The sequence below is a fragment of the Massilia sp. PAMC28688 genome, from assembly GCF_019443445.1.
Lineage (GTDB): Bacteria > Pseudomonadota > Gammaproteobacteria > Burkholderiales > Burkholderiaceae_D > Telluria_A.
The window spans coordinates 3593055-3619795 of the sequence record NZ_CP080378.1 but is presented as its reverse complement, the minus strand read 5'-3'; the positions used below and the strand labels follow the sequence as shown (position 1 = coordinate 3619795).

Annotated in this window: 24 protein-coding genes; 12 read left to right on the top strand and 12 right to left on the bottom strand. The window is 64.1% G+C overall.

What is annotated here, in order from left to right:
- Nucleotides 1–7 precede the first annotated feature (7 nt).
- Nucleotides 8–613 (bottom strand): toll/interleukin-1 receptor domain-containing protein, encoded by a 606-nt coding sequence (locus KY495_RS16205; protein ID WP_219880414.1) that lies wholly within the window; start codon nucleotides 611–613, stop codon nucleotides 8–10.
- 184 nt (nucleotides 614–797) lie between these two features.
- Between KY495_RS16205 and KY495_RS16200 the strand changes: the two genes are divergently transcribed.
- Entirely contained in the window at nucleotides 798–1778 is a 981-nt protein-coding gene (locus tag KY495_RS16200) for an NADPH:quinone oxidoreductase family protein (RefSeq protein WP_219880413.1), read from the top strand.
- Nucleotides 1779–1809: 31 nt separating this feature from the next.
- Here the strand turns inward: KY495_RS16200 and KY495_RS16195 are convergent, their stop codons facing one another.
- The 3 genes from KY495_RS16195 to KY495_RS16185 are packed head-to-tail and all read right to left on the bottom strand — an operon-like array spanning nucleotide 1810 to nucleotide 5895.
- Nucleotides 1810–3615 (bottom strand): DUF885 family protein, encoded by a 1806-nt coding sequence (locus tag KY495_RS16195; RefSeq protein WP_219880412.1) that lies wholly within the window; start codon nucleotides 3613–3615, stop codon nucleotides 1810–1812.
- A gap of 9 nt (nucleotides 3616–3624) precedes the next feature.
- Entirely contained in the window at nucleotides 3625–5667 is a 2043-nt protein-coding gene (locus KY495_RS16190; RefSeq protein WP_374040959.1) for an ATP-dependent DNA helicase, read from the bottom strand.
- A gap of 27 nt (nucleotides 5668–5694) precedes the next feature.
- Entirely contained in the window at nucleotides 5695–5895 is a 201-nt protein-coding gene (locus KY495_RS16185; RefSeq protein WP_219880411.1) for a YdcH family protein, read from the bottom strand.
- 223 nt (nucleotides 5896–6118) lie between these two features.
- Here KY495_RS16185 and KY495_RS16180 point away from each other — a divergent pair, with 223 nt between their 5' ends.
- Nucleotides 6119–6925 (top strand): PP2C family serine/threonine-protein phosphatase, encoded by an 807-nt coding sequence (locus tag KY495_RS16180; protein ID WP_219880410.1) that lies wholly within the window; start codon nucleotides 6119–6121, stop codon nucleotides 6923–6925.
- Between the two features lie 9 nt (nucleotides 6926–6934).
- On the opposite strand, the gene KY495_RS16175 is transcribed toward KY495_RS16180, so the two are convergent.
- The 7 genes from KY495_RS16175 to KY495_RS16145 all read right to left on the bottom strand — a co-directional run bounded on the left by KY495_RS16175 (nucleotide 6935) and on the right by KY495_RS16145 (nucleotide 17442).
- Nucleotides 6935–7615, bottom strand: a complete 681-nt coding sequence (locus KY495_RS16175) for a hypothetical protein (protein WP_219880409.1) — start codon at nucleotides 7613–7615, stop codon at nucleotides 6935–6937.
- 18 nt (nucleotides 7616–7633) lie between these two features.
- Entirely contained in the window at nucleotides 7634–8731 is a 1098-nt protein-coding gene (zapE, locus tag KY495_RS16170; protein WP_219880408.1) for a cell division protein ZapE, read from the bottom strand.
- Between the two features lie 87 nt (nucleotides 8732–8818).
- Complete coding sequence (gene lpdA / locus KY495_RS16165; protein WP_219880407.1) at nucleotides 8819–10252, bottom strand: dihydrolipoyl dehydrogenase; 1434 nt, start codon at nucleotides 10250–10252, stop codon at nucleotides 8819–8821.
- Between the two features lie 12 nt (nucleotides 10253–10264).
- Entirely contained in the window at nucleotides 10265–10606 is a 342-nt protein-coding gene (locus tag KY495_RS16160) for a PspC domain-containing protein (RefSeq protein ID WP_219880406.1), read from the bottom strand.
- A gap of 57 nt (nucleotides 10607–10663) precedes the next feature.
- Entirely contained in the window at nucleotides 10664–11917 is a 1254-nt protein-coding gene (gene odhB, locus KY495_RS16155; protein ID WP_219880405.1) for a 2-oxoglutarate dehydrogenase complex dihydrolipoyllysine-residue succinyltransferase, read from the bottom strand.
- A 98-nt stretch (nucleotides 11918–12015) separates the two neighbouring features.
- Nucleotides 12016–14871 (bottom strand): 2-oxoglutarate dehydrogenase E1 component, encoded by a 2856-nt coding sequence (locus KY495_RS16150; protein ID WP_219880404.1) that lies wholly within the window; start codon nucleotides 14869–14871, stop codon nucleotides 12016–12018.
- Between the two features lie 315 nt (nucleotides 14872–15186).
- A complete protein-coding gene (locus KY495_RS16145) occupies nucleotides 15187–17442 on the bottom strand; it encodes a catecholate siderophore receptor Fiu (RefSeq protein WP_219880403.1) in 2256 nt (751 codons plus the stop codon).
- 223 nt (nucleotides 17443–17665) lie between these two features.
- On the opposite strand from KY495_RS16145, the gene KY495_RS16140 reads away from it, so the two are divergent.
- The 10 genes from KY495_RS16140 to KY495_RS16095 all read left to right on the top strand — a co-directional run bounded on the left by KY495_RS16140 (nucleotide 17666) and on the right by KY495_RS16095 (nucleotide 25636).
- Entirely contained in the window at nucleotides 17666–18307 is a 642-nt protein-coding gene (locus KY495_RS16140) for a PepSY-associated TM helix domain-containing protein (protein ID WP_219880402.1), read from the top strand.
- A gap of 20 nt (nucleotides 18308–18327) precedes the next feature.
- Nucleotides 18328–18846: a DUF2271 domain-containing protein gene (locus KY495_RS16135; RefSeq protein ID WP_219880401.1), complete on the top strand. Its 519-nt coding sequence runs from the start codon at nucleotides 18328–18330 to the stop codon at nucleotides 18844–18846.
- Nucleotides 18847–18854: 8 nt separating this feature from the next.
- Complete coding sequence (locus tag KY495_RS16130; RefSeq protein ID WP_219880400.1) at nucleotides 18855–19676, top strand: DUF4198 domain-containing protein; 822 nt, start codon at nucleotides 18855–18857, stop codon at nucleotides 19674–19676.
- A gap of 9 nt (nucleotides 19677–19685) precedes the next feature.
- On the top strand, nucleotides 19686–20699 hold the full coding sequence (locus KY495_RS16125; protein ID WP_219880399.1) for an FAD:protein FMN transferase: 1014 nt from the start codon (nucleotides 19686–19688) through the stop codon (nucleotides 20697–20699).
- A complete protein-coding gene (locus KY495_RS16120; protein ID WP_307728192.1) occupies nucleotides 20696–22024 on the top strand; it encodes a sulfite reductase subunit alpha in 1329 nt (442 codons plus the stop codon). The genes KY495_RS16125 and KY495_RS16120 overlap by 4 nt, the downstream gene beginning before the upstream one ends.
- A gap of 11 nt (nucleotides 22025–22035) precedes the next feature.
- Entirely contained in the window at nucleotides 22036–22716 is a 681-nt protein-coding gene (locus KY495_RS16115; protein ID WP_219880398.1) for a Fe2+-dependent dioxygenase, read from the top strand.
- A 40-nt stretch (nucleotides 22717–22756) separates the two neighbouring features.
- A complete protein-coding gene (locus KY495_RS16110; protein ID WP_219880397.1) occupies nucleotides 22757–24247 on the top strand; it encodes an ATP-binding protein in 1491 nt (496 codons plus the stop codon).
- A complete protein-coding gene (locus KY495_RS16105) occupies nucleotides 24244–24906 on the top strand; it encodes a response regulator (protein WP_219880396.1) in 663 nt (220 codons plus the stop codon). Before KY495_RS16110 ends, KY495_RS16105 begins: the two co-directional genes overlap by 4 nt.
- Nucleotides 24907–24978: 72 nt before the next feature.
- Nucleotides 24979–25350 carry a hypothetical protein gene (locus tag KY495_RS16100; protein WP_219880395.1) on the top strand — a complete coding sequence of 124 codons (372 nt, stop codon included), beginning with the start codon at nucleotides 24979–24981 and terminating at the stop codon, nucleotides 25348–25350.
- Between the two features lie 46 nt (nucleotides 25351–25396).
- The gene (locus tag KY495_RS16095; RefSeq protein ID WP_219880394.1) at nucleotides 25397–25636 is read left to right on the top strand and encodes an oxidoreductase-like domain-containing protein; all 240 of its coding nucleotides are present in this window, start codon (nucleotides 25397–25399) and stop codon (nucleotides 25634–25636) included.
- On the opposite strand, the gene KY495_RS16090 is transcribed toward KY495_RS16095, so the two are convergent.
- The gene (locus tag KY495_RS16090) at nucleotides 25627–26568 is read right to left on the bottom strand and encodes a glycoside hydrolase family 75 protein (protein ID WP_219880393.1); all 942 of its coding nucleotides are present in this window, start codon (nucleotides 26566–26568) and stop codon (nucleotides 25627–25629) included. The genes KY495_RS16095 and KY495_RS16090 overlap by 10 nt on opposite strands.
- Nucleotides 26569–26741: the final 173 nt, after the last annotated feature.

Here is a 26741-nt window from a genome sequence, read left to right as displayed (position 1 = left end):
CTCCTTATTATTTTTTGGGGAAGGCAAGATCGGGCAGATCGCGCCATTCAGGTGGGACATCGGGGAGCACGAATTGGTTGCAGTCATGACCCACCGGCGTGAATTTTTTCTGGCACTGGTAGTGCAGCACGATGCGTTCGACAATCCTCTGGATGCCCGGCAGGAATTCGGGATTGGCCTTGAGGTCAGTCGTCGCCATGGTGAAATGCGAAAAATCCACGTAGAAACTCGATGTGATTTGCGGCGGCAGCCGGGCCGGGTGCATGGTCATGATCACTGGAATGATCAGCTGGCTGGGCATGGGATACCACTGGCCGCGTTCCTGCTCGAGCATGCGCATGGCCTCGTACTCGCGCCGGGTGTAGCCGTGCGCCTCGTACTTGGGCGTGTAGATGAGGATCATGGCCACGCTTTCACACATGGCACGGGCAATGCGGCGATCGATGTCGTCGCCACCGCCGAGCTGTTCGGTGTCGATGAATAATTCGTCTTCGTTGTCGAGGTGCGGCTCCAGGTAGCAGCTGATGGCCTCCGACATGGCCGTCTTGAACTTGTTCATGAGTTCGTGGCGGCCATGCGCATAACTGAAGAAACAGCCGTAACGGATTGCCATTTCAGCCTCCCTTTCCAAAATGCTAACTGGCGCGCTCGCGTCGTTGACTTTAACAAGCTCGTCACTCACCGCTTTGCGTACGCGCAAATGGGCAAGGAAGGCTTGGCCAGATCGCGAAAAGTCAGGCATAATCAAAAAAGAAACGGTCGTACTATTTTCGCAAAACACAACAGGGAGACGCCAAATGAAAGCCGTAGTTTGCAAAGCGTGGGGATTGCCGGACACACTGGTGGTGGAAGAGCTGGAAGACCTGGTACCGGGCGCGGGCCAGGTGGCCATTGACGTGATGGCGGCCGGCGTCAATTTCCCTGACGTGCTCATCATCCAGGGCAAGTACCAGTTCAAGCCGGAGCTGCCATTTACACCGGGCAGCGAAGTGTCGGGCGTGGTGCGCGCCGTGGGCGACGGCGTCAGCCACGTCAATGTGGGCGACAAGGTGATTGCCTTCATTGCGCAGGGCGGCTTTGCCCAGCAGGTGCTGGCCCCGGCCCAGGCCATCATGCCCATGCCGCCGGGAATGGACTTCGATACGGCAGCGGCCATCACCCTCACCTATGGCACCTCGCACCACGCGGTGGTGGACCGTGCGGCCCTCAAGGCAGGCGAAACCATGCTGGTGCTGGGCGCGGCCGGCGGCGTGGGCCTGGCCGCCATTGAAATCGGCAAGGCGCTGGGTGCGCGCGTGATCGCGGCGGCCTCGAGCGAGGAAAAGCTGGCCGTGTGCCGCGCGCATGGGGCCGACGCCACAATCAACTATTCCACCGAGGACTTGCGCGAGGCGATCAAGGCCGCCACCGATGGCAAGGGCCCGGACGTGATATACGACCCCGTGGGCGGCATCTACGCCGAGCCGGCCTTCCGCTCGATTGGCTGGCGCGGCCGCTACCTCGTGGTGGGCTTTGCCAATGGCGAGATTCCCAAGCTGCCGCTCAACCTCACGCTGCTCAAGGGCGCCTCGCTGATGGGCGTGTTCTGGGGCGAGTTTGCCAAGCGTGAACCGAAGGCCAACATGCAAGCCATGCGCCAGCTGCTGGGCTGGATGGCCGAAGGCAAGGTCAAGCCGCACATCTCGGGCCGCTATGCGTTGTCCGAGACCGCCAGCGCGCTTGATGACATGGCAGCGCGCAAGGTGACGGGCAAGGTGGTGATCCAGCCCCAGAAATAGGCCGCGGCGTGCCGCTGCCAGGCGCCGTGGATTACCTGCCCTGCTCCGCAATCCAGGCATGCATTTTCGCTTCCAGCATGCCCAGCGGCAGGCTGCCTTCGGCCAGCACGGCATCGTGGAAGCGGGCCAGATTAAATTGCGGTCCCAGCGCGGCGGCGGCCTGCTGGCGTAGTGCCATGATCTTCATGGCACCGACCTTGTAGCCCAGCGCCTGGGCAGGCCAGGCCATGTAACGCTCGGTCGCGTTGCGCGCGTCCGCCTCGCTGTCGCCGGCCTGCTCCATCAGGAATGTGATGGTTTGCTCGCGCGTCCAGCCTTTGGCGTGCAAGCCCGTGTCGACGACCAGGCGCGCGGCGCGGCGCATGTCGAGCATCAGGTGGCCGGCGTAGGCGTTGGCATCGTCGTACAGTCCCATTTCCCTGCCCAGCGTCTCTGCATACAAGGCCCAGCCCTCGACATAGGCGTTGTGGCCGCCATTCTTGCGGAACCTTGGCAGGGGCAGGTCTTGCTGCTTGGCGAGCTGGAAATGGTGGCCCGGATGGCCTTCATGCAGGAACAGCGAGGTCATGAGCGTGCTGCCATAACGGGTGGGATCATTGATGACGGCCCAGAAGATGCCGGGACGCGAACCATCCACCGCCGGCAGCGTGTAGTGATCGGACGCCGTCGCGCGCGACAGTGGCGGCTCGGGGCGGATCTCGAGCGGCGCCTTGGGCAGCGTCGCAAACAGCTGGGGCAGTTTTGGCACCACCCTGGCATTGATATCGCGGTAGGCCTGCAGCACCTGCTCCTCGCTCTTGAACGGGCGATAGCGCTCCTGCGCCAGCATCCAGCTCGTCAGCAGCTGAGGCTTGCCGACGTAGCCAATCCTGCGCCCCACCTTCTTGAACTCGGCATTGATGCGCGCCATCTCGTCCAGCCCGATGCGGTGAATCTCGTCCGGCGACATGGCCGTGGTGGTATTCGAGGCAACCCAGGCGCGGTACCATTGGGCCCCGTTGGGCAGGCCACCCCAGCCGGCACTGTCGCGCGCGGCCGGGAGATACTCGTTTTCCAGGAAACGCGCCAGCCGGCCCAGCGCCGGCAGCACCTTGCCCGCGATGGCCTGGCCATAGGCGCCCTTCAGGCGTGCCTTCTCGCCCACGTCGACTCCGGCCGGCATGTTGTGGATGGGCGTGTAGTAATCACTCTTTTCCAGCGTGGCGGCAGCAAGCGTTTTTATTTGAGGCAGTAGTGAAACGACCAGCGCGCGCGGCAGGACAAGCTTTTCCTGCATGCCCACACGCATATTGCTGATCGCTGCATCGATCCATTCCGGCAAGGCCGCCACGCGGGCCAGGTAGGCCTCATACTCGGCCACGGTCTTGATCGGCTGCGAACCCTGCCCGCCGCCAAAGTTGGCCACCACCACCGGCACCGCGTCCATGTGGTTCATCGGCATCAGGTGATCGCGCCATGGTTCGAAGCGCAGCGCGTCATTGATCTCGTACACCAGCAAGTCAAAGCTGGTGACATCGGTGCCGTCCAGCTTGCTGCGGTCCACCCCCATCAGGGCCTCGCGCGTGTCGTGCAGGAAGGCGAACATGCGCGCCCGCTGCGCCGGCACCAGCGTCATGGGCAACAAATGGTCGAAGCGGTTGTCGCCGAAAAACGTCGCATTGAGCGGCTCCATGCGAGCCTTCTCGTCGTAGTAGCGTTCGGCGATGGCAGCGAGTTGCCGGGCGGCGCTGGCGGCCTGCACCGCCGCCACCGGCTTCTCCGCCTGGGCGGCGGCACTGGCCGCGATCGATGTACTGCCCAGCACTGCGGCCAGGAAAATTGTTCGGATCGCTGCCATCGTCGGCCTCTATGGTTGTGGTGGTCTGAAGAACGCCACCACGTCCGCTTCGAGCCGGGTGCGTTTGAAAGGCGGCAAGCTTTGCCACACGCGCCGGCCGTAGGATTTGGTGATCAGGCGCGGATCGCAGATCATCAGCACGCCGCGGTCCGTTTCATCACGGATCAGGCGCCCTGCTCCCTGCTTGAGGTTGATGATGGTCTCGGGCAGGGTGTGGTGCATGAAGCCGTTCATGCCCTGCTTTTCCATCACATCGATGCGCGCGGCCAGCACCGGGTCGTCCGGTGGGGCAAACGGCAGCTTGTCGATGATGACCAGCGAGAGCGCGTCGCCGCGCACGTCCACGCCCTCCCAGAAGCTCTGGCTGCCCACCAGCACGGCATTGCCGGCGTTGCGGAAGGAATCCAGCAATTCCGTGCGGCCGCGCTCGCCCTGCACGAACAGGGGATAGTCCAGCCCCCGTTTGGCAAACTCGTCTCGCAGGCGCTCGGCCACGAGCTTCACGGCCCGGATGGTGGTGCACAGGAAAAAGGTGCGCCCGCCCGCCGCCTCGATCACCGGCAGCGCGCAGTCGACCACGGCATCGGTATAGCCAAAGGCGTTCGGGTCCGGCAGCCCGGTCGGCACGTACAGCAAGCCTTGCTGCTCGTAGTTGAAGGGGCTGGGCCAGGTCTGGGCATGTTCGCCCGTTAAGCCCATCTGGTTGGAAAAATGCTTGAAGTCATTCTTGACGGCCAGCGTGGCCGACGTGAAGATCCAGCTGCGCGGCGTGCCTTCGCGCTGGTTGGTAAAGATGGGCGCGATCGACAGCGGCGTCTTGTGCAGCTGCAGCGATGATGAAAAAGCTTCCACCCACAGCACGGCCTGGTCGCCTTCGACCAGCTTGCCTTTGCCATCGGCCTTCCAGCCGTCCAGTGCAGCCGCCAGTTCGACCGCCCGCACCCGCACTTGTTCCAGTGTCTCGGCGCGCTGCGCGTTTTGCTCCAGCACATCGATCATCTCGGCCAGCTTTTCCTTGAGCGTGGCCAGGGCCGGGAAAAAGTCCGACGAGGGCATGATCTGGGCCAGTGACAGGCGCATGATGTCCTGCGGGAAGGCCAGGCGCAGGTCGCGCGCCGCCTTTTCCACCACCGTCACCACCTTGGCCCAGTCCGGCCCGCCGCGCGCGTGGGCCAGGCCCTCGGCCAGCACGTCGCGGCACAGTTCCAGCACTTGCGAAGTGGACACGGTCTGGCCGAAAAACAGGGTGGCGGTGTCGGGCAGCTGGTGCGCCTCGTCAAAGATGATGGTGTTGGCGGACGGCAGCAGCTCGGCCACGCCGGTATCCTTGAGCGCCACGTCGGCAAAGAACAGGTGGTGATTGACCACCACCACGTCGGCCTGCTGGGCTTCGCGGCGCGCCTTCATGACGAAGCAATCCTGGTAATACTGGCACTCGGCGCCCATGCAGGTGTCGCGCGTTGAGGTGACCAGGTTCCAGATCAAGGCGTTTTCCGGCACCTTGGTCAATTCCGCCTTGTCGCCGGAACTGGTCATCTTGATGAAGCGCGAGATTTCGCGCAGGTGGCCCACGTCATCGCGCGAGGTCATGCGCCCGTTTTGCAGCGTGCGTTCCAGGTGGTAGTGGCAGACATAATTGGAGCGGCCCTTGAGCAGCGCCACCGAGACCGGCGCCTGCAAGGCCGCGCGCACGGTGGGTATGTCGCGCAGAAACAACTGATCCTGCAAATTCTTGGTGCCTGTGGAAACAATGGTCTTGCCGCCCCACAGCAGTGCCGGCACCAGATAGGCAAAGGTCTTGCCCGTGCCGGTGCCGGCCTCGGCCATGAGGGTTTTCTGGTCGGCGATCGCGCTGGCAATGGCCTTGGCCATCTCCGTTTGCGAACGGCGCGGGCTGAAGCTGCCCACGGCGGGCGCGAGCGGGCCGCCGGCGCCGAACAGGCGTTCGATGTCGGCATCGTACTTGCCCGGCGGGGACGCCGGCACGGCGGGCGCGGCCGCGCTGTCATTGCCGGGGAGTGGCGCCTGCGGCGCCAGTGTAGGATCAGTCAAGGTCGGATCAGGTGGAGCGAAGACGGATCAGGCCGGAACGTCCGGCACCAATTGCATTTTCAACAGGGTGATATGGTCTTTCAGCTGGAGCTTGCGCTTTTTGAGGCGGCGCAATTGCAACTGGTCGTGGTGTCCGTCAAGCGTCAGCATGTCTATGACCGCATCGAGGTCGCGATGTTCCACGTCGAGCTCGATGAGGCGGCGCTGGATTTCCTGGACGTCTGACATAGTGTGGTGTTCCAAACAGGTTTTTATTTCAAAAGCGCGGGGCGTCAAGGCCTAAGCGCATTACAATCGATAACAGGAAAGTGTTCGTAGGTAAATAGTTTGCACTTGCAACATTTTGCTTTCCCGGTGCATAGTTTAATATACGCTGACCTCGCAGCCAACACAGATTGAAAATCAGTCCAGAAAGCACTATGGTAACGCAGCCAGGAAGCAATTGACCTTTATGACACCATATAAGCTCGAAGCGGGAACCGCCCAGCACATCGGTGGCCGCGCCCAACAGAATGACCGTACCGCCCTGTTTACCGGTGCCCGTGCGCCCGGCTTCGTGCTGGCCGTGCTGTCCGATGGCCTGCTCGGTGGCGCCTCCGGTTCCGAGCAGGTGCTGCATACGGCCAAGCAGCTGTTTGATGAATTCAAGCCGGGCGACAATCCGAGCACCGAACGGCTGGCCAACCTGTTGCGCGAGATCGTGCAGGAAACGCACATGATCATCAAGATGAATGCGTTTACCACCAAGACCGAATCGCACTGCACCTTTGTGGGCCTGATCATCACGCCGGACGGGCGCGCCGTGTGGGCCCACGTGGGCGACTCGCGCCTGTATCACTTCGTCAAGGGTGCCTGCCTGGCGCGCACCAGCGACGCGGCCTACATCGAGCACCTGGTCGCCAGCGAAAAGCTGCCGGCCGAGGCGGCCAAGAACCACCGCCATTCCAAGCTGCTTGTCAATGTGCTGGGCAACAGCCGCAAGGACCCGTTTACCACCATTGGCGTGCACGACACCATTGTTGCCGGCGACACTTTCCTGCTGTGCAGCGACGGCCTGTGGCATTTCTTTACCGATACCGAACTGGGCGCCGTGACCACCAAGACCACGCCACGCCAGGCCTCCGAGATGCTGATCAACAAGGCTACCGAGCGGGCCCAGGGCAAGGGCGACAACTGCACCATGGCGATCATCAAGTTCGTGAAGCCGCCCAAGGAAGTGCCGATCTACAAAGTGGAAAAAATGCGCCGCGCCGTCTGACCGGGCAACCTACTTTTTGACCGGATTGGCGCCGGCCGGCCGTGCCTCGGCCGGAGGAGCCTTGTTCGCGTCGCGCTCCGCAATAGTGTCTGCAATTTCCTGCTGCCGCTGCACCGAATCGCGGCGCTTCTGTTCCAGTTCCTTTTCGCGCGCCGCGCGTGCCGGCGCCTGTTCGCGCTCGCGCCGGGCGCGCTCGGCCAGCCTGGCATCGCGTTCTGCGCGCCGTTCCTGCAGCGTGGGGCGGCCCGGCTTGGGCATCTTCTCCGGCGCCGCTGCCACCGGTGCGCTGGCCTGCTCGGCCGCCACCTGCGCCTGTTCCGCCTCGAATTGCGCAACTGCCCTGGCCACCTCGCGGTCGCGCTCGTCGGCAGCGTACTTGCGCCGGAAGTGCTGGGCTTCGACGTCAATCGCCTTCTGGTAGGCCAGGGCGCTGCGGCGCCGCTCGCGGGCCTTGCCGAGGCAGCTGTTGACGAAAAAACGGGTGTAGCATTCCTGCTCGCTGGCGGCAAACTGCGCCTCGATGGCGGCGCGCTGTGCCGCCACGCTGGCCAGCTTGCGCTCGGCCTCTGCCATGCTGGTGGTGGGGGCCACCACCGGCGTCACATTGGGTGGCAGCAGCATGCTGGTGCAGCCGCCGAGCATCGCCGCGGCGGCAGCGGCGGCTAAGCGGGTCAGGATAGCGTTGATCATCTGGTTCCTCGTGGTGGATCAGGAGAGCGACTCGGCAGCGCCGCGGCGCTGGGTGTCCATGTACTCGCGCGACTGCATCTCGATGATACGCGAGACAGTCCGGTGAAACTCGTTCGACAGCGTACCGGCCGTGTACAGCTCCTCCGGCGGCACCTGGGCCGACATCAGGAGCTTGACCTTGTGGTCATAGAACACGTCGATCAGCCACGTGAAGCGGCGCGCCTCGGACGACTGGGCCGCCGACATGGCCGGGATGTTCGACAGGATCACGGTGTGGAAGCGGCTGGCCAGGTCCAGGTAATCGTTCTGCGAGCGGGGACCGCCGCACAGGGTCTGGAAATCGAACCAGATGATGCCGCCGGCGCGGCGCAGGCAATGGATTTCGCGCCCCTCGATGCGCACGTGCGGATCTTCATCGGCCGTCTCGGCGATCCGGGCGTAAGCGGCGCGCAGGGCCGCGTCGGACGCGGCATTGACCGGCGTGTAATAGCTGTCCACCTGCTCCAGGGCGCGCTTGCGGTAGTCGACACCGGCATCGACGTTGAGCACATCGAGCCTGTCCTTGAGCAGAGCGATGGTGGGCAGCATGCGGTCGCGATGCAGCCCGTCCGGGTACAGCAGGTCGGGATCATAATTGGACGTCATGATGAAGGACACGCCATTGGCAAACAGCGCCGAGAGCAGGTTGTACAGGATCATGGCGTCGGCAATGTCGGAGACGTGAAATTCGTCAAAGCAGATCAGGCGGTATTTTTTCGCGATATTGCGCGCCACGTCGTCAAGCGGATCGGCCACGCCCTTCATGTCGTCGAGCTGGCGGTGGACGTCGCGCATGAATTCATGGAAGTGCACGCGCGTCTTGCGCACCACCGGCACCACCGAATAGAAGCTGTCCATCAAAAACGATTTGCCGCGCCCCACCCCGCCCCACAGGTACACGCCGCGCGGCACCTCGGGCCGGTTGATCAGGCGCTTGAAGGTGGACGAGCGTCGGGCCTTGTAGGCGGCCCACTCCTCATAGGCGCGCTGCAACCGGTCCACGGCCTTTTGCTGGGCCACGTCCGACTGGTAGCCGCGCTGGGCCAGCGCATGCTGGTAGAACTGCTGGACATTCATCTTGATGATCCTGAAACGCAGCGTCCCCGCGCCGGCGGAAATCCGAAGATTCCCGCCGGCGCGAGGACGGCGCGGTACTGCTTTGACTTAGAAGTTCAGCGAACGCTTGTCGATCGCCAGTGCCGCTTCCTTGGTCGCCTCGGACAGCGATGGATGGGCGTGGCAGATGCGGGCGATGTCCTCGGCGGACGCGCGGAACTCCATCGCCACCACGGCTTCCGAAATGAGCTCGGACGCCATTGGGCCCACGATGTGCACGCCCAGGATTTCATCGCTGGTGGCATCGGCCAGGAACTTGACCATGCCGGAGGTGTCGCCCAGCGCGCGCGCACGGCCATTGGCCATGAACGGGAAGGTGCCCGCCTTGTATGCCACGCCGGCAGCTTTGAGCTGCTGCTCGGTCTGGCCAACCCAAGCGATTTCCGGCGAGGTGTAGATCACCCACGGAATGGTGTTGAAGTTGGTGTGGCCATGCTGGCCGGCGATCCGCTCGGCCACCGCCACGCCCTCTTCCTCGGCCTTGTGCGCGAGCATCGGGCCACGCACCACGTCGCCCACTGCCCATACGTTCGGCAAGCTGGTCTTGCAGTCGCCGTCAACGGCAATGAAGCCGCGCTCGTCCAGCTGCAGGCCCACCGCTTCGGCGTTCAGGCCAATGGTATTGGGCACGCGGCCAATCGAGATGATCAGCTTGTCGAAGGTAGCGCTTTGCGCCGCGCCGGCAGCGTCGGCGTAGTCGACCGTCACGCCGGCGTCGGTCCTGGTGACGCTGTTGATCTTCACGCCCAGGTTGATGTTCAAGCCCTGGCGCGTGAACAGCTTGTGCGCTTCCTTGGCGATCTGCTCGTCAACGGCGCCGAGGAAGGTCGGCAGGCCTTCGAGCACGGTCACTTCCGCGCCCAGGCGGCGCCATACGCTGCCCATTTCGAGGCCAATGACGCCGGCCCCGATCACGCCCAGTTTGGCCGGCACGGCGTCAATGGCAAGCGCGCCGGTATTGGACAGGATGAGCTTTTCATCAAATGGTGCGCCCGGCAGTTCGCGCGCGTTGGAACCGGTGGCCACCACCACATGCCTGGCCGTGAGCGTCTCGGCGGCGGCGCCGGCCACGCTGACGGTGTACAAACCGTCGGCAGCGCCGGCGAACGAGCCGCGGCCGTGGAAGAAGCTGACCTTGTTCTTCTTGAACAGGTACAGGATGCCGTCATTGTTCTGCTTGACGACGGTCTCTTTGCGCTTGAGCATTTGCGGCAGGTTCAGCGACAGGCCGGCGACATCGATGCCGTGTTCCTTGAACGCGTGACCGGCATGCTCGAAATGCTCGGACGACTGCAGCAGCGCCTTGGACGGGATGCAACCGACGTTGGTGCAGGTGCCGCCGGGAGCGGGACCACCCTTGGCGTTGGCCCATTCATCGATGCAGGCAACCGAAAAACCCAGCTGCGCTGCGCGAATGGCGGCGATGTAGCCGCCAGGGCCGGCACCAATGACGACCACGTCGAATTGTTTTGAAGAGCTCATTACATAATCCTTTTATTCTTCTGGTACGAAGATCCACATCAAGAGGTAGATCAGGAAGCCGAAGCCGGCAAAGACGACACAGAATGCAAACACCACGCGCCAGATCCAGGAATCGACGCCGGAGACCTTGCCCAGCCCCCCGCACACGCCACCGAGCCAGCGGTCGCTGCGCGAGCGGCGCAGGCGCGACACTTCGCTCACGAAGTCGTCGCCCGCGCTGCCGGAGGGACGTGGCTTGCTCAAGTCCACCGAGGCGTTGAGCAGCTTGGCCTTGGCCTGTTCGTATTCTGCCGTCGTGAGCGCACCGGCCAGGTGCAGGTCGTGCAAACGCTTGATTTCGTCCGAGATATTCATGATTCACCTCTCAAAATGCACAGCAATGGCACGCCGCACCGGCAGCGCGCCCGTCAATTAAAGATCGAGCAGCAGGCGCGATGGATCTTCCAGCGTTTCCTTCATCGTCACCAGGCCCAGCACGGCTTCGCGGCCGTCAATGATGCGGTGGTCGTACGACATGGCCAGGTAGTTCATCGGACGCACCACAACCTGCCCGTTTTCCACCACGGCGCGGTCCTTGGTCGCATGCACGCCCAGGATGGCCGACTGCGGCGGGTTGATGATCGGGGTCGACAGCATGGAGCCGAAGGTGCCGCCGTTGGAAATCGAGAACGTACCGCCGGTCAGGTCTTCCAGCGTCAGCTTGCCTTCCTTGGCCTTGGCGCCGAATTCACCGATCTTCTTTTCGATTTCAGCGATCGACATCTGGTCGGCATTGCGCAGGATCGGCACCACCAGGCCGCGCGGCGAACCGACAGCGATACCGATGTCGAAGTAACCGTGATAGACGATGTCATTGCCGTCGACCGACGCATTGATGATCGGGTACTTCTTGAGCGCGGCGACAGCTGCCTTGACAAAGAAGGACATGAAGCCCAGCTTGACGCCGTGCTCTTTCTCGAACTTGTCCTTGTACTTGTTGCGCAGGTCGATCACCGGCTGCATGTTCACTTCATTGAACGTGGTCAGGATGGCGTTGGTCGACTGCGACTGGATCAGGCGCTCGGCGATCCGGGCGCGCAGGCGGCTCATGGGCACGCGCTCTTCCGGACGGTCGCCCAGGTTGACCGACGGTGCGGCCACCTGCTGCAGCGCAGGCTTGGCAGCGGCAGGTGCCGGCGCGGCCGCAGGCTTGGCGGCCACGGCGCCCAGCACATCGCCCTTGGTCACGCGGCCATCCTTGCCGGTGCCGGCCACGCTTGAAGCGCTCATGTTGTTCTCGGCCAGCAGCTTGGCAGCGGCAGGCATGGCAACGTCGCCCTTGCTGCCACCGGCGGCAGGTGCTGCCGGCGCGGCAGCTTGCGGTGCGGTCGGTGCCGCTTCCACCGGTGCCGACGATACGGTCTGCGGCGACACGCCGGCCGATGCTTCAGTGTCGATGATGGCAATCACTTCGCCCGCCACCACGGTACTGCCGTCACCCTTGACGATCTGGGTGATGACGCCGGCGGCCGGCGCCGGCAGTTCCAGCACCACCTTGTCGGTTTCGATGTCGATCAGGTTTTCGTCGCGGCTGACCTGCTCGCCAATTTTCTTGTGCCATGCCAGCAGCGTTGCCTCGGCAACCGACTCGGACAGGACTGGGACTTTAACTTCGATTTGTGCCATGTGAAACTCCGTATCTTATTTTTAGCGCCCCCCTGGATTGCAGGGTGGCAGATAAATGAACTGGTGGGTGCCGCGCTGTCTGCACGGCGCCGGCGAGCTTATTTCGTCAGGATGAAACCCTTGAGCTTCGAGAACGCGGTATCCAGCAGTTCCTTCTGCTGCGCGTTGTGCTTGTCGCCGTAACCGACGGCTGGCGACGCGGAAGCCGGACGGCCCGCATATGCCAGGCGCTGGCCGGTTTCCAGGCTCTCGAAGATGTTGTGCTGGATCTGGAACCATGGTCCCTGATTCTGCGGTTCATCCTGGGTCCATACCAGCTCGGTCGCATTCGGGAACTTCTTCAGTTCGGCCGCGAACGACTTGTGCGGGAATGGATAGAGCTGCTCGATACGGATGATGGCAACATCGTTTGCCGCACGTGTCTTGCGCGCCGCGACCAGGTCGTAATAGACCTTGCCGGAGCAGGCAATCACGCGCTTGACCTTGCGCGCGTCGATCTTCTCGTCCACTTCGCCGATGACGGTGGCAAAGGCGCCCTTGGCCAGGTCGGTGAGTGGAGACGACGCGTCCTTGTTACGCAGCAGCGACTTGGGCGTGAGGATCACCAGTGGCTTCCTGAACTGGCGTACCATCTGGCGCCGCAGCAGGTGGAAGATCTGGGCGCCGGTGGTTGGCTGCACCACCTGCATGTTGTTGTCTGCGCACAGCTGCAGGAAACGCTCGGGACGGGCCGACGAGTGTTCCGGTCCCTGGCCTTCGTAACCGTGCGGCAGCATCATGACCAGGCCGGAGGCACGGCCCCACTTCACTTCGCCGGAGGCGATGAACTGGTCGATCACGACCTGGGCGCCGTTGACGAAGTCGCCGAACTGCGCTTCCCAGATGGTCAGCGCGTTTGGCTCTGCGGTCGAGTACCCGTATTCAAAGGCCAGGACCGCTTCTTCGGACAGCACCGAGTCGATCACGGTGAACGGTGCCTGGCTTTCCGACACGTTGCACAGCGGGATATAGGTGCCGGCGTCCCAGCGCTCGCGGTTCTGGTCGTGCAGCACGGCGTGGCGGTGGGTGAAGGTGCCGCGGCCTGCATCCTGGCCCGACAGGCGGATGGCGTAGCCGGATGCGACCAGCGAAGCGTAGGCCAGGTGTTCGCCCATGCCCCAGTCCAGATTCATTTCGCCGCGGCCCATGGCGGCGCGGTCAGCCAGGACCTTCTCGACCAGCGAGTGGACCTTGAAGCCTTCCGGCACGGTGGTGATGCGGGCGGCCAGGCGCTTAAGTTCCGTCATCGGCACTGCGGTATCGGCAGAGTCGGTCCACTTGCGGTTCAAGAATGGCAGCCAGTCGACGGCAAACTTGTTCTTGAAGTTGGTGATGACCGGGTCGATGGCATGCTTGCCAGCGTCCATCGCGTCGCGGTAGGCGGCCACCAGCTTGTCGCCGGTGTCGGCCGGCAGCGTGCCCTGGGCGGCCAGCTTGTCGGCGTACAGCTTGCGCGTGCCGGGGTGCTTGGCGATCTTCTTGTACATCAGCGGCTGGGTCAGCGCCGGCGTGTCCTGCTCGTTGTGGCCCAGCTTGCGGTAGCAGATGATGTCGACCACGACATCCTTCTGGAATTCGACGCGGTAGTCCATCGCGATTTGCGTTGCCAGTACCACCGCTTCAGGATCGTCGCCATTCACGTGCAGCACCGGCGCTTCGATCATCTTGACCACGTCCGAGCAGTACAGGGTGGAACGGGCGTCGCGCGGGTCGGACGTGGTGAAGCCGATCTGGTTGTTGATCACGATGTGGACCGTGCCGCCGGTGCCGTAGCCGCGCGTCTGGGCCAGGTTCAGGGTTTCCATGACCACGCCCTGGCCGGCAAATGCGGCGTCGCCGTGCACCAGGATCGGCAGCACCTGCTTGCCATCCTTGTCACCGCGGCGCTCCATGCGCGCCTTGACCGACCCCTCGACCACGGGGTTGACGATTTCAAGGTGGGATGGATTGAAGGCCAGCGACAGGTGGACCGGGCCACCGGCGGTCGAGATGTCGCTCGAAAAGCCCTTGTGGTACTTGACGTCGCCCGACGGCAGGTCTTCGGCGTGCTTGCCTTCGAATTCTTCAAACAGCTCCTGCGGCGACTTGCCCAGGGTGTTGACCAGCACGTTCAGGCGGCCGCGGTGGGCCATGCCGATCACGATTTCCTGCACGCCCTTTTCGCCGGCGCGCTGGATGGTTTCGTCGATGGCGGCGATGAACGATTCGGAACCCTCGAGCGAAAAGCGCTTGGCGCCAACGTACTTGGTGTGGAGATAGCGCTCCAGGCCTTCAGCGGCAGTCAGGCGCTCAAGAATGTGGGCTTTCTTCTCGGCCGAAAAGGTCGGGGTGGAGCGGATCGACTCGAGCTTTTCCTGCATCCAGCGCTTTTCGGCCGGATCGCTGATGTACATGAATTCGGCACCGATGGCGCGGCAGTAGGTATCGCGCAGCATGTTGAGCAGGTCGCGCAGGGACGCCGTCTCGGGGCCGAAATAGGTATTGCTGATGTTGAACACGATGTCCATGTCGGCATCCGAGAAGCCGTAGAACGTGGGATCGAGTTCGGGAATGCTGGGGCGCTCCTGGCGCTGCAGGGGGTCCAGGTTGGCCCACTGGGAGCCGAGGAAGCGGTAGGCGGCGATGAGCTGCGTGACGGCGACGCGCTTGCGGCCCATGTCGGGGTCGGTCGAGGCGGTGACGACGCGGATCGGGCCCTGCTTGGCGCGCTCGGCGAACGAAGCGATGACGGAGGAATGCACGACGTCGGGCTTGTTGGAGCCATCGACCGCCGGAACGTTCTGCATGGAGTCAAAATAGGCACGCCAGTTGTCCGGCACCGAACCTGGATTGGCCAGGTAGGATTCGTACAGCTCTTCAACGTACGGCGCGTTACCCCCGAACAAATAGGAGTTCGCGGTGGATTCTTTCATCATCTTGCTCACCTTTCTTCGCGCTTCGCGAGTTTGGCGGGTTAATCTAACCTTCCGCGACACGGCCTGACCGGTTAGCGGATTGCACATCAAGTTGTGGGGAAGGACTAATACTGCTCAGGTCAACTCTGTGAGGAGCACGTGAGAATAGCACGCGATATTGTACCGCATCACGGATTGTTGCGAATATCGTTGGCGCCCTGCCACTAAATGGGAGATTTTTTTGCATCGGGCGCTGCAGAAAAAAAAAGCGCCGTCGAAAGGACGGCGCTGAAAAGTGACGCGGTGCCGCTACAGACCGCGCCAGGCAGGAACGCCTTAAAAAGCGATATTGGCGGTCAGCTGGGCCGAACGGCCGGTGCCGAGCGCAAAGCGCGAGCCGCCATTGTTCAGGGTGCTCAAGTAGAACTTGTCAGCCAGGTTGTACACATTGAGCTGCAGCGACAGATGCGGGCTCACCTTGTACGACAGCACGGCGTCGAGCACTGAATAGGAGGGGATCTCCGGCACGTTCTGGGTCGCCAGCGACAGGTTCGGGTCGACCACCCGCTTTTGCTCGGACACGTAGCGCGCGCCGCCGCCAATGGTGAACTTGTCGTTGACGGCGTAGCTGCTCCACAGCGTGGCGGTCAGGTCGGGCGACCAGCGGGTCAGCGAATTCTGGGCACTCAGGCCGCTCACACCGCCTTCGAGCACTTTCGACTTCATTGTGGCGACACCGGCCGTCACGTTCCAGGCGCGGGTGAACTGGCCAACCATGCCCAGCTCCACGCCCTGCACGCGGCGGCGCCCGGTCTGGGCGTAGATGCCGGCCTGCGCATCGATGGTCACGATTTCATTGGTGTTTTCGGTGCGGTAGGCAGCGGCGGTCAGGGCCAGCTTTTTCGCCAGCACGTCCCATTTGCCGCCGATTTCAACGTTGCGCGCATTTTGCGGCGCCGTGTTGGGGCGGTTGACATTGTTGGGCGAGGCGCTCAGGGCAAAGTTGGCGCTGCCGGGCGGCGTTTTCGACGATGCCGCGGCCGCGTAGATGCTGCTGTCCACGGTCGGCTTGTACAGCGCACCAATCTTCCAGCTCACGAGGGTATCGGAGTTTTCCAGCAAGTCGCCGGGGACCACCGCATTGTTGGTAAATGCCGCGCTGTTGGTGTCGGTGCTGTAATGCTCCACACGCAGCCCGCCGTTGAGGTGAAACTGCTCGGTAAGCTTGGCCGTGTCAAACGCGTACACGGCGGCGGTGGTGGTGCTGCCGCGGGTGTAGGCGCCGTTGGGCGCGGGCGCCAGGTCCACCGCCACATCATGGACATTGGGCTTGTACAGATTGGCCGGTGGGGGCACGCCCAGGCCGCCGCGGTTGGTCGAGAGCTGCTTTTCGCTCAGCAGTTCCAGGCCGGCCGACACGGTGTGGGCGACATTGCCGATCGTGAAGTCGCTGACGACGTTGGTCAGGTTGGCCATGATCTCGTTATCCTGCAACACCGACTGGCGGCTGCGGCTCACCACCCAGGCTGCCGGGTTGGCGGGCTGGCCTTCGGCCGAAATGATATTGATGCCGGTGAGGATGCGGTCCATATTGGACTTGCCGAAGCGCGAGATGTTCGACAGTTTGGCGCCGCCGGCGAAATCGTGTTCGATCTTCACGGTAGCCATGTCGGCGTCGATCTTTTCGTAGTCGCTGGCCAGGCCGTAGTAGTTCTCGGTGCGCACGCGGGGGCCGCCGTTGACGGCCGGATCGCGCACATTGTTAAAGCCCGGCAGGCCAATGCTGGGCAAGCCGCCGTCCGGGTCATTGTCCTGGCGGATGTGCTGGGTGCCAAGCGTGACGCGGGTGGGCGTACCCAGGCCAAACACCAGCGAGGGCGCCACGCCCATGCCGCTCGCTTCGATATGGTCGCGCCCGATCACGCCGCCGTCGTAGCCCATCACGTTCAGGCGCACCGCGCTGGTCGGGCTGAGCGAACGGTTGATGTCGGCCGTGACGCGCTTGTTGTTGCCGCTGTTGATGCTGACCGTCCCCAGGTTGAAATTGTCGGCCTGCGCGCTCTTGCTGACCAAATTGACGTAGCCCGAGGTGGCGCCGCGGCCGATGTCGGCGCCGGCAGGCCCTTTTGACACTTCAATCTGCTCCACGTTAAAGGCGTCGCGGCTGACCGGGCCCAGGTCACGCACGCCATCGACAAACACCGAAGTCTGGGTGGCAAAGCCACGCATCTGGAAGGTGTCGCCGGCACTGGTATTGCCGTTTTCGCCCAGCTGCAGCGTGATGCCCGGCGTATTGCGCAGCGCTTCCATGATCGAGGTCGCGCCTTGCTCGGCAATGAGTTCCTTCTTGATCACGGCGATGGTCTGGGGCGTGTCCAGCAGAGGCTCGGTGAGCTTGGGCGAGGACACCTTGTCGGCCTTGAACGGCACATCGGCCGTGGCGGTCACGGTCAGCTCCTTGAGCTTCTTTTCCTGGCCAGCGGCGTCCTGCGCATGGGCCGCGAAGGGCGCAAGCGCGGCCAGGGCGATCAGCGAGTGCGACAGAATAGGTTGGCGAACGGATACGTGCTTGCGGTTGCGAATGTAAGACAAGATGACTCCCAGCGAAGATGAAAAAAGCGATGGGCTGGCTGGGCGGGCGCCGCCTGAACTGGGCGCCGGGAGCGTGGCTTGCCGAAAAATGAATGCGAATGATAATAGTTCTCATTCATGAACGCAAGGACTTGTTACCAATTGAAAATTAAACGCGCCAACCGTTGACGATGCAAATGATAATCGTTATCATTTACTTTTGCATAATCCAACCAAGGTCCCGATGCCCACCCCAACGCCGCACATTCCCAGCGCCAGCAGAGCAATCTGGCTCAAGAATCTGCACCGCTGGCACTGGATCAGTGCGGCCCTCAGCCTGCTGGGCATGCTGATGTTTTCCGTCACCGGCATCACGCTCAACCACGCAGCGCAGATCGAGGCGGCCCCCAAGGTCGTCAACCGCAAGGCCACCCTGCCCGCGCCGCTGGCCGCGCGGCTCGCTGCCTTTGCCGACGCCAATGAAGACGCACGCAAGCCGCTGCCACCGGCCATCGCGGGCTGGGTGCCGACCGCGTTTGACATCAAGGTCGACGGCCTGGAAGCGGAATGGAGCGACGGCGAAGCCTACATTCCCCTGCCCCGTCCCGGCGGCGATGGCTGGCTGCGGCTGTCGGCCGACGGCAGCGCGGAATACGAAGTCACCAGCCGGGGCACGGTGTCGTGGCTGAACGACCTGCACAAGGGCCGCAATACCGGCCCCGTATGGAGCTGGTTCATCGACATCTTTGCCGGTGCCTGCATCGTGTTTTCCCTGACCGGTTTCCTCATCATGAAACTGCACGCGGCCAACCGGCCGTCCACCTGGCCCGTGATTGGCTTCGGCATCCTGGTGCCGGTGCTGCTTGCGCTCTTGTTTACCCACTAGCCCTACTTACCCGAGTCTCCATGAAACTACATCACACCCTGGCCGTCCTCAGCCTGCCGATGATCAGCGGCTGGGCCGTTGGCGCCGACATGACCGTCAAATTCGAGATCCCGCGCCTGAAGGTGGCGGAATATCACCGCCCCTATGTGGCGATCTGGGTCGAAAGCGCGGCGCAGCCGGCGGTCAACACGCTGGCCGTACTCTATGACGTGAAAAAGAAGGACAACGCCGGCACCAAGTGGGTCAAGGACATGCGCACCTGGTGGCGCAAGGCCGGCCGCGACATGACGCTGCCCATGGACGGCGTCAGCGGCGCCACCCGCGCGCCCGGCGAGCAAAAGCTGAGCTTTGGCCCTGAACTGGCCAAGCTGGACAAGCTGCCGGCCGGCGACTACCAGATGGTCATCGAAGCGGCGCGCGAGGCAGGCGGCCGCGAACTGGTGCGCGTGCCGTTCAAGCTGCCGCTGACCGGCAAGCAGACCCTGAGCGCCAAGGGCAAGGAAGAACTCGGCGCCGTTACTTTGCAAATTACTCCCTGAGGCCTGACATGACGATCAAGAAGACCCTGCTGGCGCTCGCGCTGGCCACCCTGTCGCTGCACGCGGCAGCACACCGCCCGTGGCTGCTGCCCCAGGTCACCAATGTCGAAGGCAAGGAAGCGTGGGTGACGATTGACGGCGCCGTGTCGGAAGGCCTGTTCGACATCGACCACGTGGCCCTGAAAATGGACAGCGCCACCGTCACCGATCCGGACGGCGTGGTGACCCCGGTGCCCACGCCCCTGATGGGCAAGCAGCGCAGCAGCGTCGACCTCAAGCTGACCAAGCCTGGCACCTACAAGGTGGCCATGGTCACCAAGGCGGTAATGGGCAGCTACAAGGATGCAGCGGGCGCCACCAAGCGCTTTCGCGGCAGCGAGGAAGACTACGCGAAGGATGTACCGGCCGGTGCCAGCGGCCTGCGCACCATGCGCACGCACGCGCGCCTGGAAACCTTCGTGACCATGAACCGCGCCAGCACCGGCGCCCTCAAGCCGTCAGGTGTGGGCCTGGAACTGGTACCGGTGACACATCCCACCGAGATGCGCGAAGGCGAAACGGCGACCTGGCGCTTCCAGCTGGACGGCAAGCCCTTGCCCAATTTCGAGTTCAGCTTGACCCCCGGCGGGGTGCGCTATCGCGGTGTGCTGGGTGAGCAGCGCCTGACCACGGACGCCAAGGGCGAAGCGTCGCTCAAGCTGCCCAAGCCGGGCATGTACTGGCTGCACGCGGGCTACCCGGTCACGTCCGAAAAAGGCATGCCGGAAGACGGCCCGGCCGAGAGCCGCCGTTACAGCTACGCCGCCACGCTCGAAATCCTGCCCGAGTAAGCACGCACCATGCGCCGCGTCCTCGTTCCGCTGTCGATTGCGCCCGAGCTGCCCGCCCCGGGCAGCGCCGTGGCGCAGGCGTCGGGATACACCATGGGGACCACCTGGCAGGTGCAGGCGGTGCTGGCGCCGGCCCAGGCGGGGCTGCGCGAGAGCATGGCGCAGCAGCTGCAGCGCCAGCTCGATATTATCGTCGCCCAGATGAGCCATTGGGAGAGCGGCTCCGACCTGGGCCGCTTTAACGCGGCGCCAGCGGGCAGCTGGCACCATCTCCCCTCGGCCTTTTACAAGGTGCTCAGTTACGCGCTGGAGGTGGCAGACGCCTCCGGCGGCGCCTACGACCCTTGCGCCGGCGCCCTGGTCAACTGCTGGGGTTTCGGCGCGCAGCGGCGTTACACCGAGGCCGGCTTCTATGCCCCGCCGGCAGACATCGTCCACGCCATCCTGGCGCGCGAGGACCGCGCGCGCCTCAAGCTCGATCCGGCCGGCCGCCAGGCCCTGCAGCCCGGGGGCGTGCAGCTTGACCTGTCGTCGGTGGCCAAAGGCTATGGCGTGGACCAGCTGGCCAACTGCCTGGAACTCAATGGCGTGCACCACTACCTGGTGGAAGTAGGCGGCGAGCTGCGCGGCGCCGGCGTCAAGCCCGATGGCGGGCCATGGTGGGTCCAGCTGGAAGCGGTGCCCGACGCCGGCCAGCAACTCGACACCGTGGCGGCCCTGCACGGACTGGCCATTGCCACCTCCGGCGACTACCGCCAGCACTTTTCATACGCCGGCGCGCGCGCCTCGCACACGCTCGACCCGCGCACCGGCTACCCGATCCGCAACCAGGTGGCTTCGGTCACCGTGCTGCATGCCGAATGCATGGCGGCCGACGCCCTCTCCACGGCCCTGTCGGTGCTCGGTCCGGAGGCAGGGCTGCGCTTTGCGGAAGCGCGCAAGCTGGCCGCGCGCTTCATCGTGCGAACTGACGGCGGCCTGCATGAAGTCACCAGCAGCGCCTTTGACGACATGCTGCAATGATGAACCTGGATCCCACGCGCTGGGCCATCGTGGCCACCATGCTGCTTGCCTATGGCGGCATGTGCGCCGCCATCTGGCGCAGCCGCCGCAGCGTGGCCACGGCCACCGGCACGGCCGATTGGCTGGTGCTCCATGCCAGCCAGACCGGAACCGGCGAATACCTGGCCGCGCGCACGCGCGACACGCTCGCCACCGGAGGCCTTAGCGTGCATGTGGCCAGCCTCGACGCACTCGACGAAGAACAACTGCGCGCGGCGCAGCGCGTCCTGTTCATTGTCAGCACGTACGGCGAAGGCGACCCGCCGGACAGCGGCGCACGTTTTGCCCGCATGATCAGCACTACCCGTGCCAACCTGGGACACCTGCACTACGGCGTGCTGGCCCTGGGCGACAGCAGCTATTCCCATTACTGCGGCTTCGGCCGCCGGGTCGACAGCGCACTGGCCGGGCTGGGCGCCCAGGCGCTGTTCGAGCGCGTGGAAGCAGACCGCGTGGCGCCGGCGGCCATCGAAACCTGGCAGCACCACCTGAGCCACCTGGCCGGCACCAGCGACGCCCCTGACTGGAGCGCGCCTGACTACGGCCAGTGGCGCATCACGGAACGCACGCTGCTCAACGCCGGCAGTGCCGGTGCGCCGGTGTATCTGCTTGGGCTCAAACCTGTCGATGGCAGCCGGCCGCAGTGGCAGGCGGGCGACCTGGTACAGGTCAGCGCGCCGGCCGATCCGGATTACCCGCGTGAGTACTCCATTGCCTCCCTTCCGGCCGACGGACGCATCGAGCTGGTGGTGCGACTGCATGTTCATGAAGACGGCACGCACGGCGCGGCCTCCGGCTGGCTGTGCAGCGGCGCGGCGGAGGCCGACACCATCAGGATGCGCGTGCGCGAACACCGGCGCTTCCAGGCCGGCGACAACGCAACACGGCCCATGATCTTGATCGGAAACGGCACGGGCATTGCAGGACTGCGTTCGCACATCAAGAACCGCCCGCAGGGGCGCACCTGGCTGCTGTTCGGTGAGCGCAGCGCCGCCCATGACGCGCTGTTTGGCGATGAACTGCGCCAGTGGCATCAAGCCGGCTCGCTTGAGCAGCTGGACCTGGCGTACTCGCGCGACGGCGGCGAACACACCTATGTGCAGCACCTGCTGGCCGTGCGCACCGCCATGCTGCGCGCCTGGATCGCTGACGGCGCGGCCATCTATGTCTGCGGCAGCCTGCAGGGCATGGCCGGCGGCGTGCACGAAGTCCTCATTGACGCGCTGGGCCAGGATACGCTCGACCAGCTCGATGCCCAGGGCCGTTACCGGCGCGACGTTTATTAAGGTAGTTGATCATGATGCTGCATATTCCCGACGTGTTGACCCGCGACCAGGTCGCTGCCATGCGGCGCACCCTCGATGGCGCCGACTGGTCCGACGGGCGCGCGACAGTGGGACCGCAGGGTGCCCAGGTCAAGCGCAATCGCCAGCTGCCGGAAGCATCGGCACTGGGCGCGGAACTGGGCGCGGTGATTCTGGCGGCGCTGCAGCGCCACCCGCTTTACATCTCGGCGGCGCTGCCGCTGCGCACCGTGCCGCCGCTCTTTAACAGCTACGCCGGTGGCGAACATTACGGCGCCCACGTCGATGGGTCGGTCCGCAGCGTTCCGGGAAGTCCCCTGCCCCTGCGCACCGACCTTTCCTGCACCCTGTTCCTGGCCAATCCCGAAGATTATGACGGCGGTGAACTGGTGGTCACCGACACCTATGGCACCCACGAAGTGAAACTGCCGGCCGGCGACATGATCCTGTACCCCTCCTCCAGCGTACACAAAGTGGAACCAGTCACGCGCGGCACCCGGGTATGCTCGTTCTTCTGGGTGCAGAGCATGGTGCGCGACGACGCCAAGCGGTCGATGCTGCATGAACTGGATCAAACCATCCAGCGCCTGCGCATGCGCATTGGCGACGCTGACGAGGTCATCACACTGACCAGCCACTATCACAACCTGCTGCGCCAGTGGGCGGAGCTGTAAAACCGGCTACACTGGCGATTTGACCTTACCGGTAAATCGTTTGAAACTGTCCATCGGCCATCGCCTGTTCCTGTCTGTCCTGCTGGCCATCGTGGCCGTGGCGGCGGCAGCGGTCATGCTGATGCGGCACAACGTCATGAGCGGCTTCTCGGATTACGCGGTCGGCATCGAACTCGATCGGCTCGATGAACTCTCCGGTGACCTGAGCCGCCGCTACCGCGAAGCGGGAGGCTGGCAATTCCTGCCATCGGCCCTGCCATCCCGGCAGCGCTGGATTGCCGAGGAACTGGGGCGCCTGCAGGTTGCGCGGGGCCTTCCCGCACCACCGCCTCCGCCACCAGCGCCAGAGGCGCCGGCACCCCCGCCCCCGCCGCCGGGCGCCTTTGTCGCGCCACCGCTGCCGCCACCGGTGATCCCCTTGCAAGCGCCTGAGAACGCCAGCGAGCTTGGTCTGCAGGACCGCGTGACGCTGCTCGACGCCAGCGGCGGCTACCTGGCCGGCCGGCCAGAGGCGGCCGCCGACGCCAGCGCGCGGCGGCCCATTGTCGCCGCGGGTGTGGTCGTTGGCCATCTGGCCGTGACCAAGGCCACGCTGCCGAGCGACGCCATGGCGGGCGCATTCATGGAACGGATGAAGAACAGCTTGTGGATTATCGTGGCAGCCAGCGTGGGACTGAGCGCACTGGCCGCCGTGCTGCTGGCGGCCCACTTTCGCAAGCCGATCCTGCGCCTGGCCCATGGCGCGCGTGAACTGGCGGCGGGGCGCTACGAGACCAGGCTCGACGCCGCGCGCAGCGATGAACTGGGCGACCTGGCCGCCAGCTTCAACCAACTGGCCGCCAGGCTGGACCAGGTGGAGTCGTCGCGCCGCCAATGGGTAGCCGACACCTCGCACGAACTGCGCACCCCGCTGTCGGTACTGCGCGCCCAGCTCGAAGCGATGCAGGATGGCGTGCGGCCCGCCAGTGAGCAAAACATTGAAGCGATGCTGCGCCAGGTGCTGGCCTTGAACAAGCTGATCGACCAGCTCTATACCTTGGCGCGCGCCGATGTGGGCGAACTGGATCTGCAAGCCGTCCCGCTCGACCTGTGGCAACTGGCCTGCGATCACGCGCAGGGCTTCGCCGAGCGCTTTGCCGCCGCTTCCATGACGTTCAGCGCCGCTACCGCAGCGGCGCCATGCATCGTGGTGGCCGATCCTGACCGCATCCGCCAGATTCTCACCAACCTGTTTGAAAACTGTATCCGCTACTGCGGCCCGGGCACCGGCGTGGTGATGAGCGCGCGCCGCCATGGCGGCCAGCTGGAACTGCTGATCGACGACAGCGGCCCGGGCGTGCCGGAAGCGGCACTCGAGCATCTGGCGGAGCGTTTTTACCGGGTCGATGCGTCGCGCAGCCGCCAGCATGGCGGCGCAGGACTGGGACTGTCGCTGTCGCTGCGCATCGCCATGGCGCATGGCGGAGCGCTGGCCTTTGCGCGCTCGCCGCTGGGCGGCCTGCAGGCGCGCCTGACACTGGCGGCGCCATGAGCGCGCGCGTCTACATCGTCGAGGACGAGGCGGAACTGGCAGCCGTGATGGCCGACTATGCACGCGCCAGCGGCTACCTGCCAACCGTGTTCGTCGATGGCCGCGAAGCGATGGCCGCCGTGCACGCGCAGGCGCCGGACATGCTGGTGCTCGACCTCATGCTGCCGGGGATGGACGGCCTGGCCGTCTGCCGCGCGGTGCGCGCCGTTTCGCAAGTGCCCATCATCATGGTCACGGCGCGCGTGGAAGAAATTGACCGGCTGCTCGGCCTGGAAAGCGGCGCCGACGACTACCTGTGCAAGCCATTTAGCCCGCGCGAACTGATGGCCCGCATCAAGGTCATTTTGCGGCGCGTCCAGCCCGGCGCTGCGACCGGCGTATGCCACGTGGATGAGCCGGCCCAGCGCATCATGATTGGCGGCCGGGTGCTCGAGCTCACGCCCAGCGAATACGCCATCCTGGCAGGCATGGCGCGGCGCCGGGGACAGGTGTTTTCGCGCGCCCAGCTGCTGGACCTGGCACGCCACGACAGCCTGGACGTGACCGACCGCGCCATTGACAGTCACATCAAGAACCTGCGGCGCAAAATTGGCGTTGTCTTACCGGAAGCGGAAGCCATCGCGTCCGTCTACGGCCTGGGCTACCGCTTCGATTTATAGCGTCCCCACGATTTCTCCACAATTGGGCTGCACACTGCTTCCTGTCAGTTCACCCACCACAGGAGAAACACCATGAAATATGTCACCATGTTCGTCATCAGCGCCACCCTCGTCCTTTCCGCGCAGGGCCAGGCGCACGAGCGCGCAGAGTGCAGCACCGGCAGCGAGCGTGGCCGCTGCAAGGCGCTGCCTGCGCCCCCCACCCCGCCCGCGCCGCCGCCCATCATGGGCGCATCCATTCCTCTGCCACCGCCGCCGCCAGCTCCGCCGCTGCCACCGGAGCCACCCCGGGTGCCGGAATCTGCGCACGCCGCTTGTGCCGGTAAAGCGGTGGGGACGGTCCTGACCCTGACGCCCAAGAAAGGCGTGACAATGACGGGCAGCTGCGAACAGGATGCACGCGGCATGTATTTTGACGTGACATCGATGCAGGACCGTTCCTAACCGGGTGCACCTGGACTTTCCGAGCGCCGTGGATTAAGTTGTGGCGATGAGCAGACCACCACGAAAAATGCCCGCTCCGCCGCCCCCGGCAACGGACCCCTGCCCGCTGCCTCCGGCGCCGCCCGCGCTGGAGGACTGCTGCCGCAGCGGATGCACGCCCTGCATCCTGGACCTCTATGAGGACGCGCTGGAGCGCTATCAAACCCGGCTGCGGGCATGGCAGGCGCGCCATCAGCAAAGGCAGGCCAGCGACGTTAAGCCGTCAGCGCGCGATACTCAGTCCTGATAGGCTGCCGCGCACGCGTACATGCGCCCGACTCCGCCCCACGATTCAAAGCGTTCCCGGGCTGCGGCGTTGATGCGCTCTGGCGTCAGGTAAGGCGCGTTCTGGTCGCGCGTGCCGGGAAAAATCAGCACAATCGATTTCGGCACGGTCCAGCCCTGCCCCCGATACGGCGCCCTGCCCCGGATTTCGCGATAATTGACGGGCAGCGCCGTCTTGCCGAGTAACTGACCGTTCAGCGCGATCGATCCCTCGCCCAGGGCGTCTGCCGGACCGTGGTCGCCCACCACGGCAAACACCGGCTGCAGCGATCCTGGCACCATGGCCACCACCAGATCGCCAATCTTCGCGTTGAGCTTGCCAAATCGCGACAGGTTTTTTCCTTTAGGCGGTTTCGGCAGGACCAGGGCCGGCGTGACCAGTGCGTCGACATAGCGGTCGATATCGCATACGTCTTGGACCTCCGGGTTGTGCAAAGACGTTGCCGATATCAGGTAACCGTCTTTGGGCGGGCATGGTTTGCCGTCTCTGAAGGGAATAATGGAGGAAGAGATTTTCGTAAGCGCCAATTGGTCACGGGGCCACCCGTTGGCGGCCGCTGTCTGGGTGATGATGCGCCGGCCGCGCTGCTCTGCTTCTGTTTTGAGTCCCCGGCAGGCATCACTCATCGCATTGCACAGATTGTTGAAGGCTTCTTTTTCGCCCCAGAAATCATCCACCTTGTAGGATCGGCGCGTGCCATCGGTGTTGACGTTGAGCGATTCAACGAACAGCAGCGACGATGCGTCACTGTCTTGCCATACCGAGGTCAACTGTTTCCTGGCGTTGCTGTCTGGCTGCTTGAACGCTTCTGACATGGCGCACTCGACCGCGATTGCCGATGAGCACACTGCGGCAAGCAGCGCGGTGCAGCTGACAAAGATTAACCGTCTCATACAATCCCCTTCTGCTTGAGTTTTCACGAAAAACTGCGCGGCAGGTACATCGAATCAATGATTGCTGATCGTTATTAATTGCACAAGATATTTGCGCTACGCGTTGCTTTTTTACAAATTATTTACGACTTTTGCTGGCTACCAAGCCGCGTGGCGACGCGCAGTCTGGCACG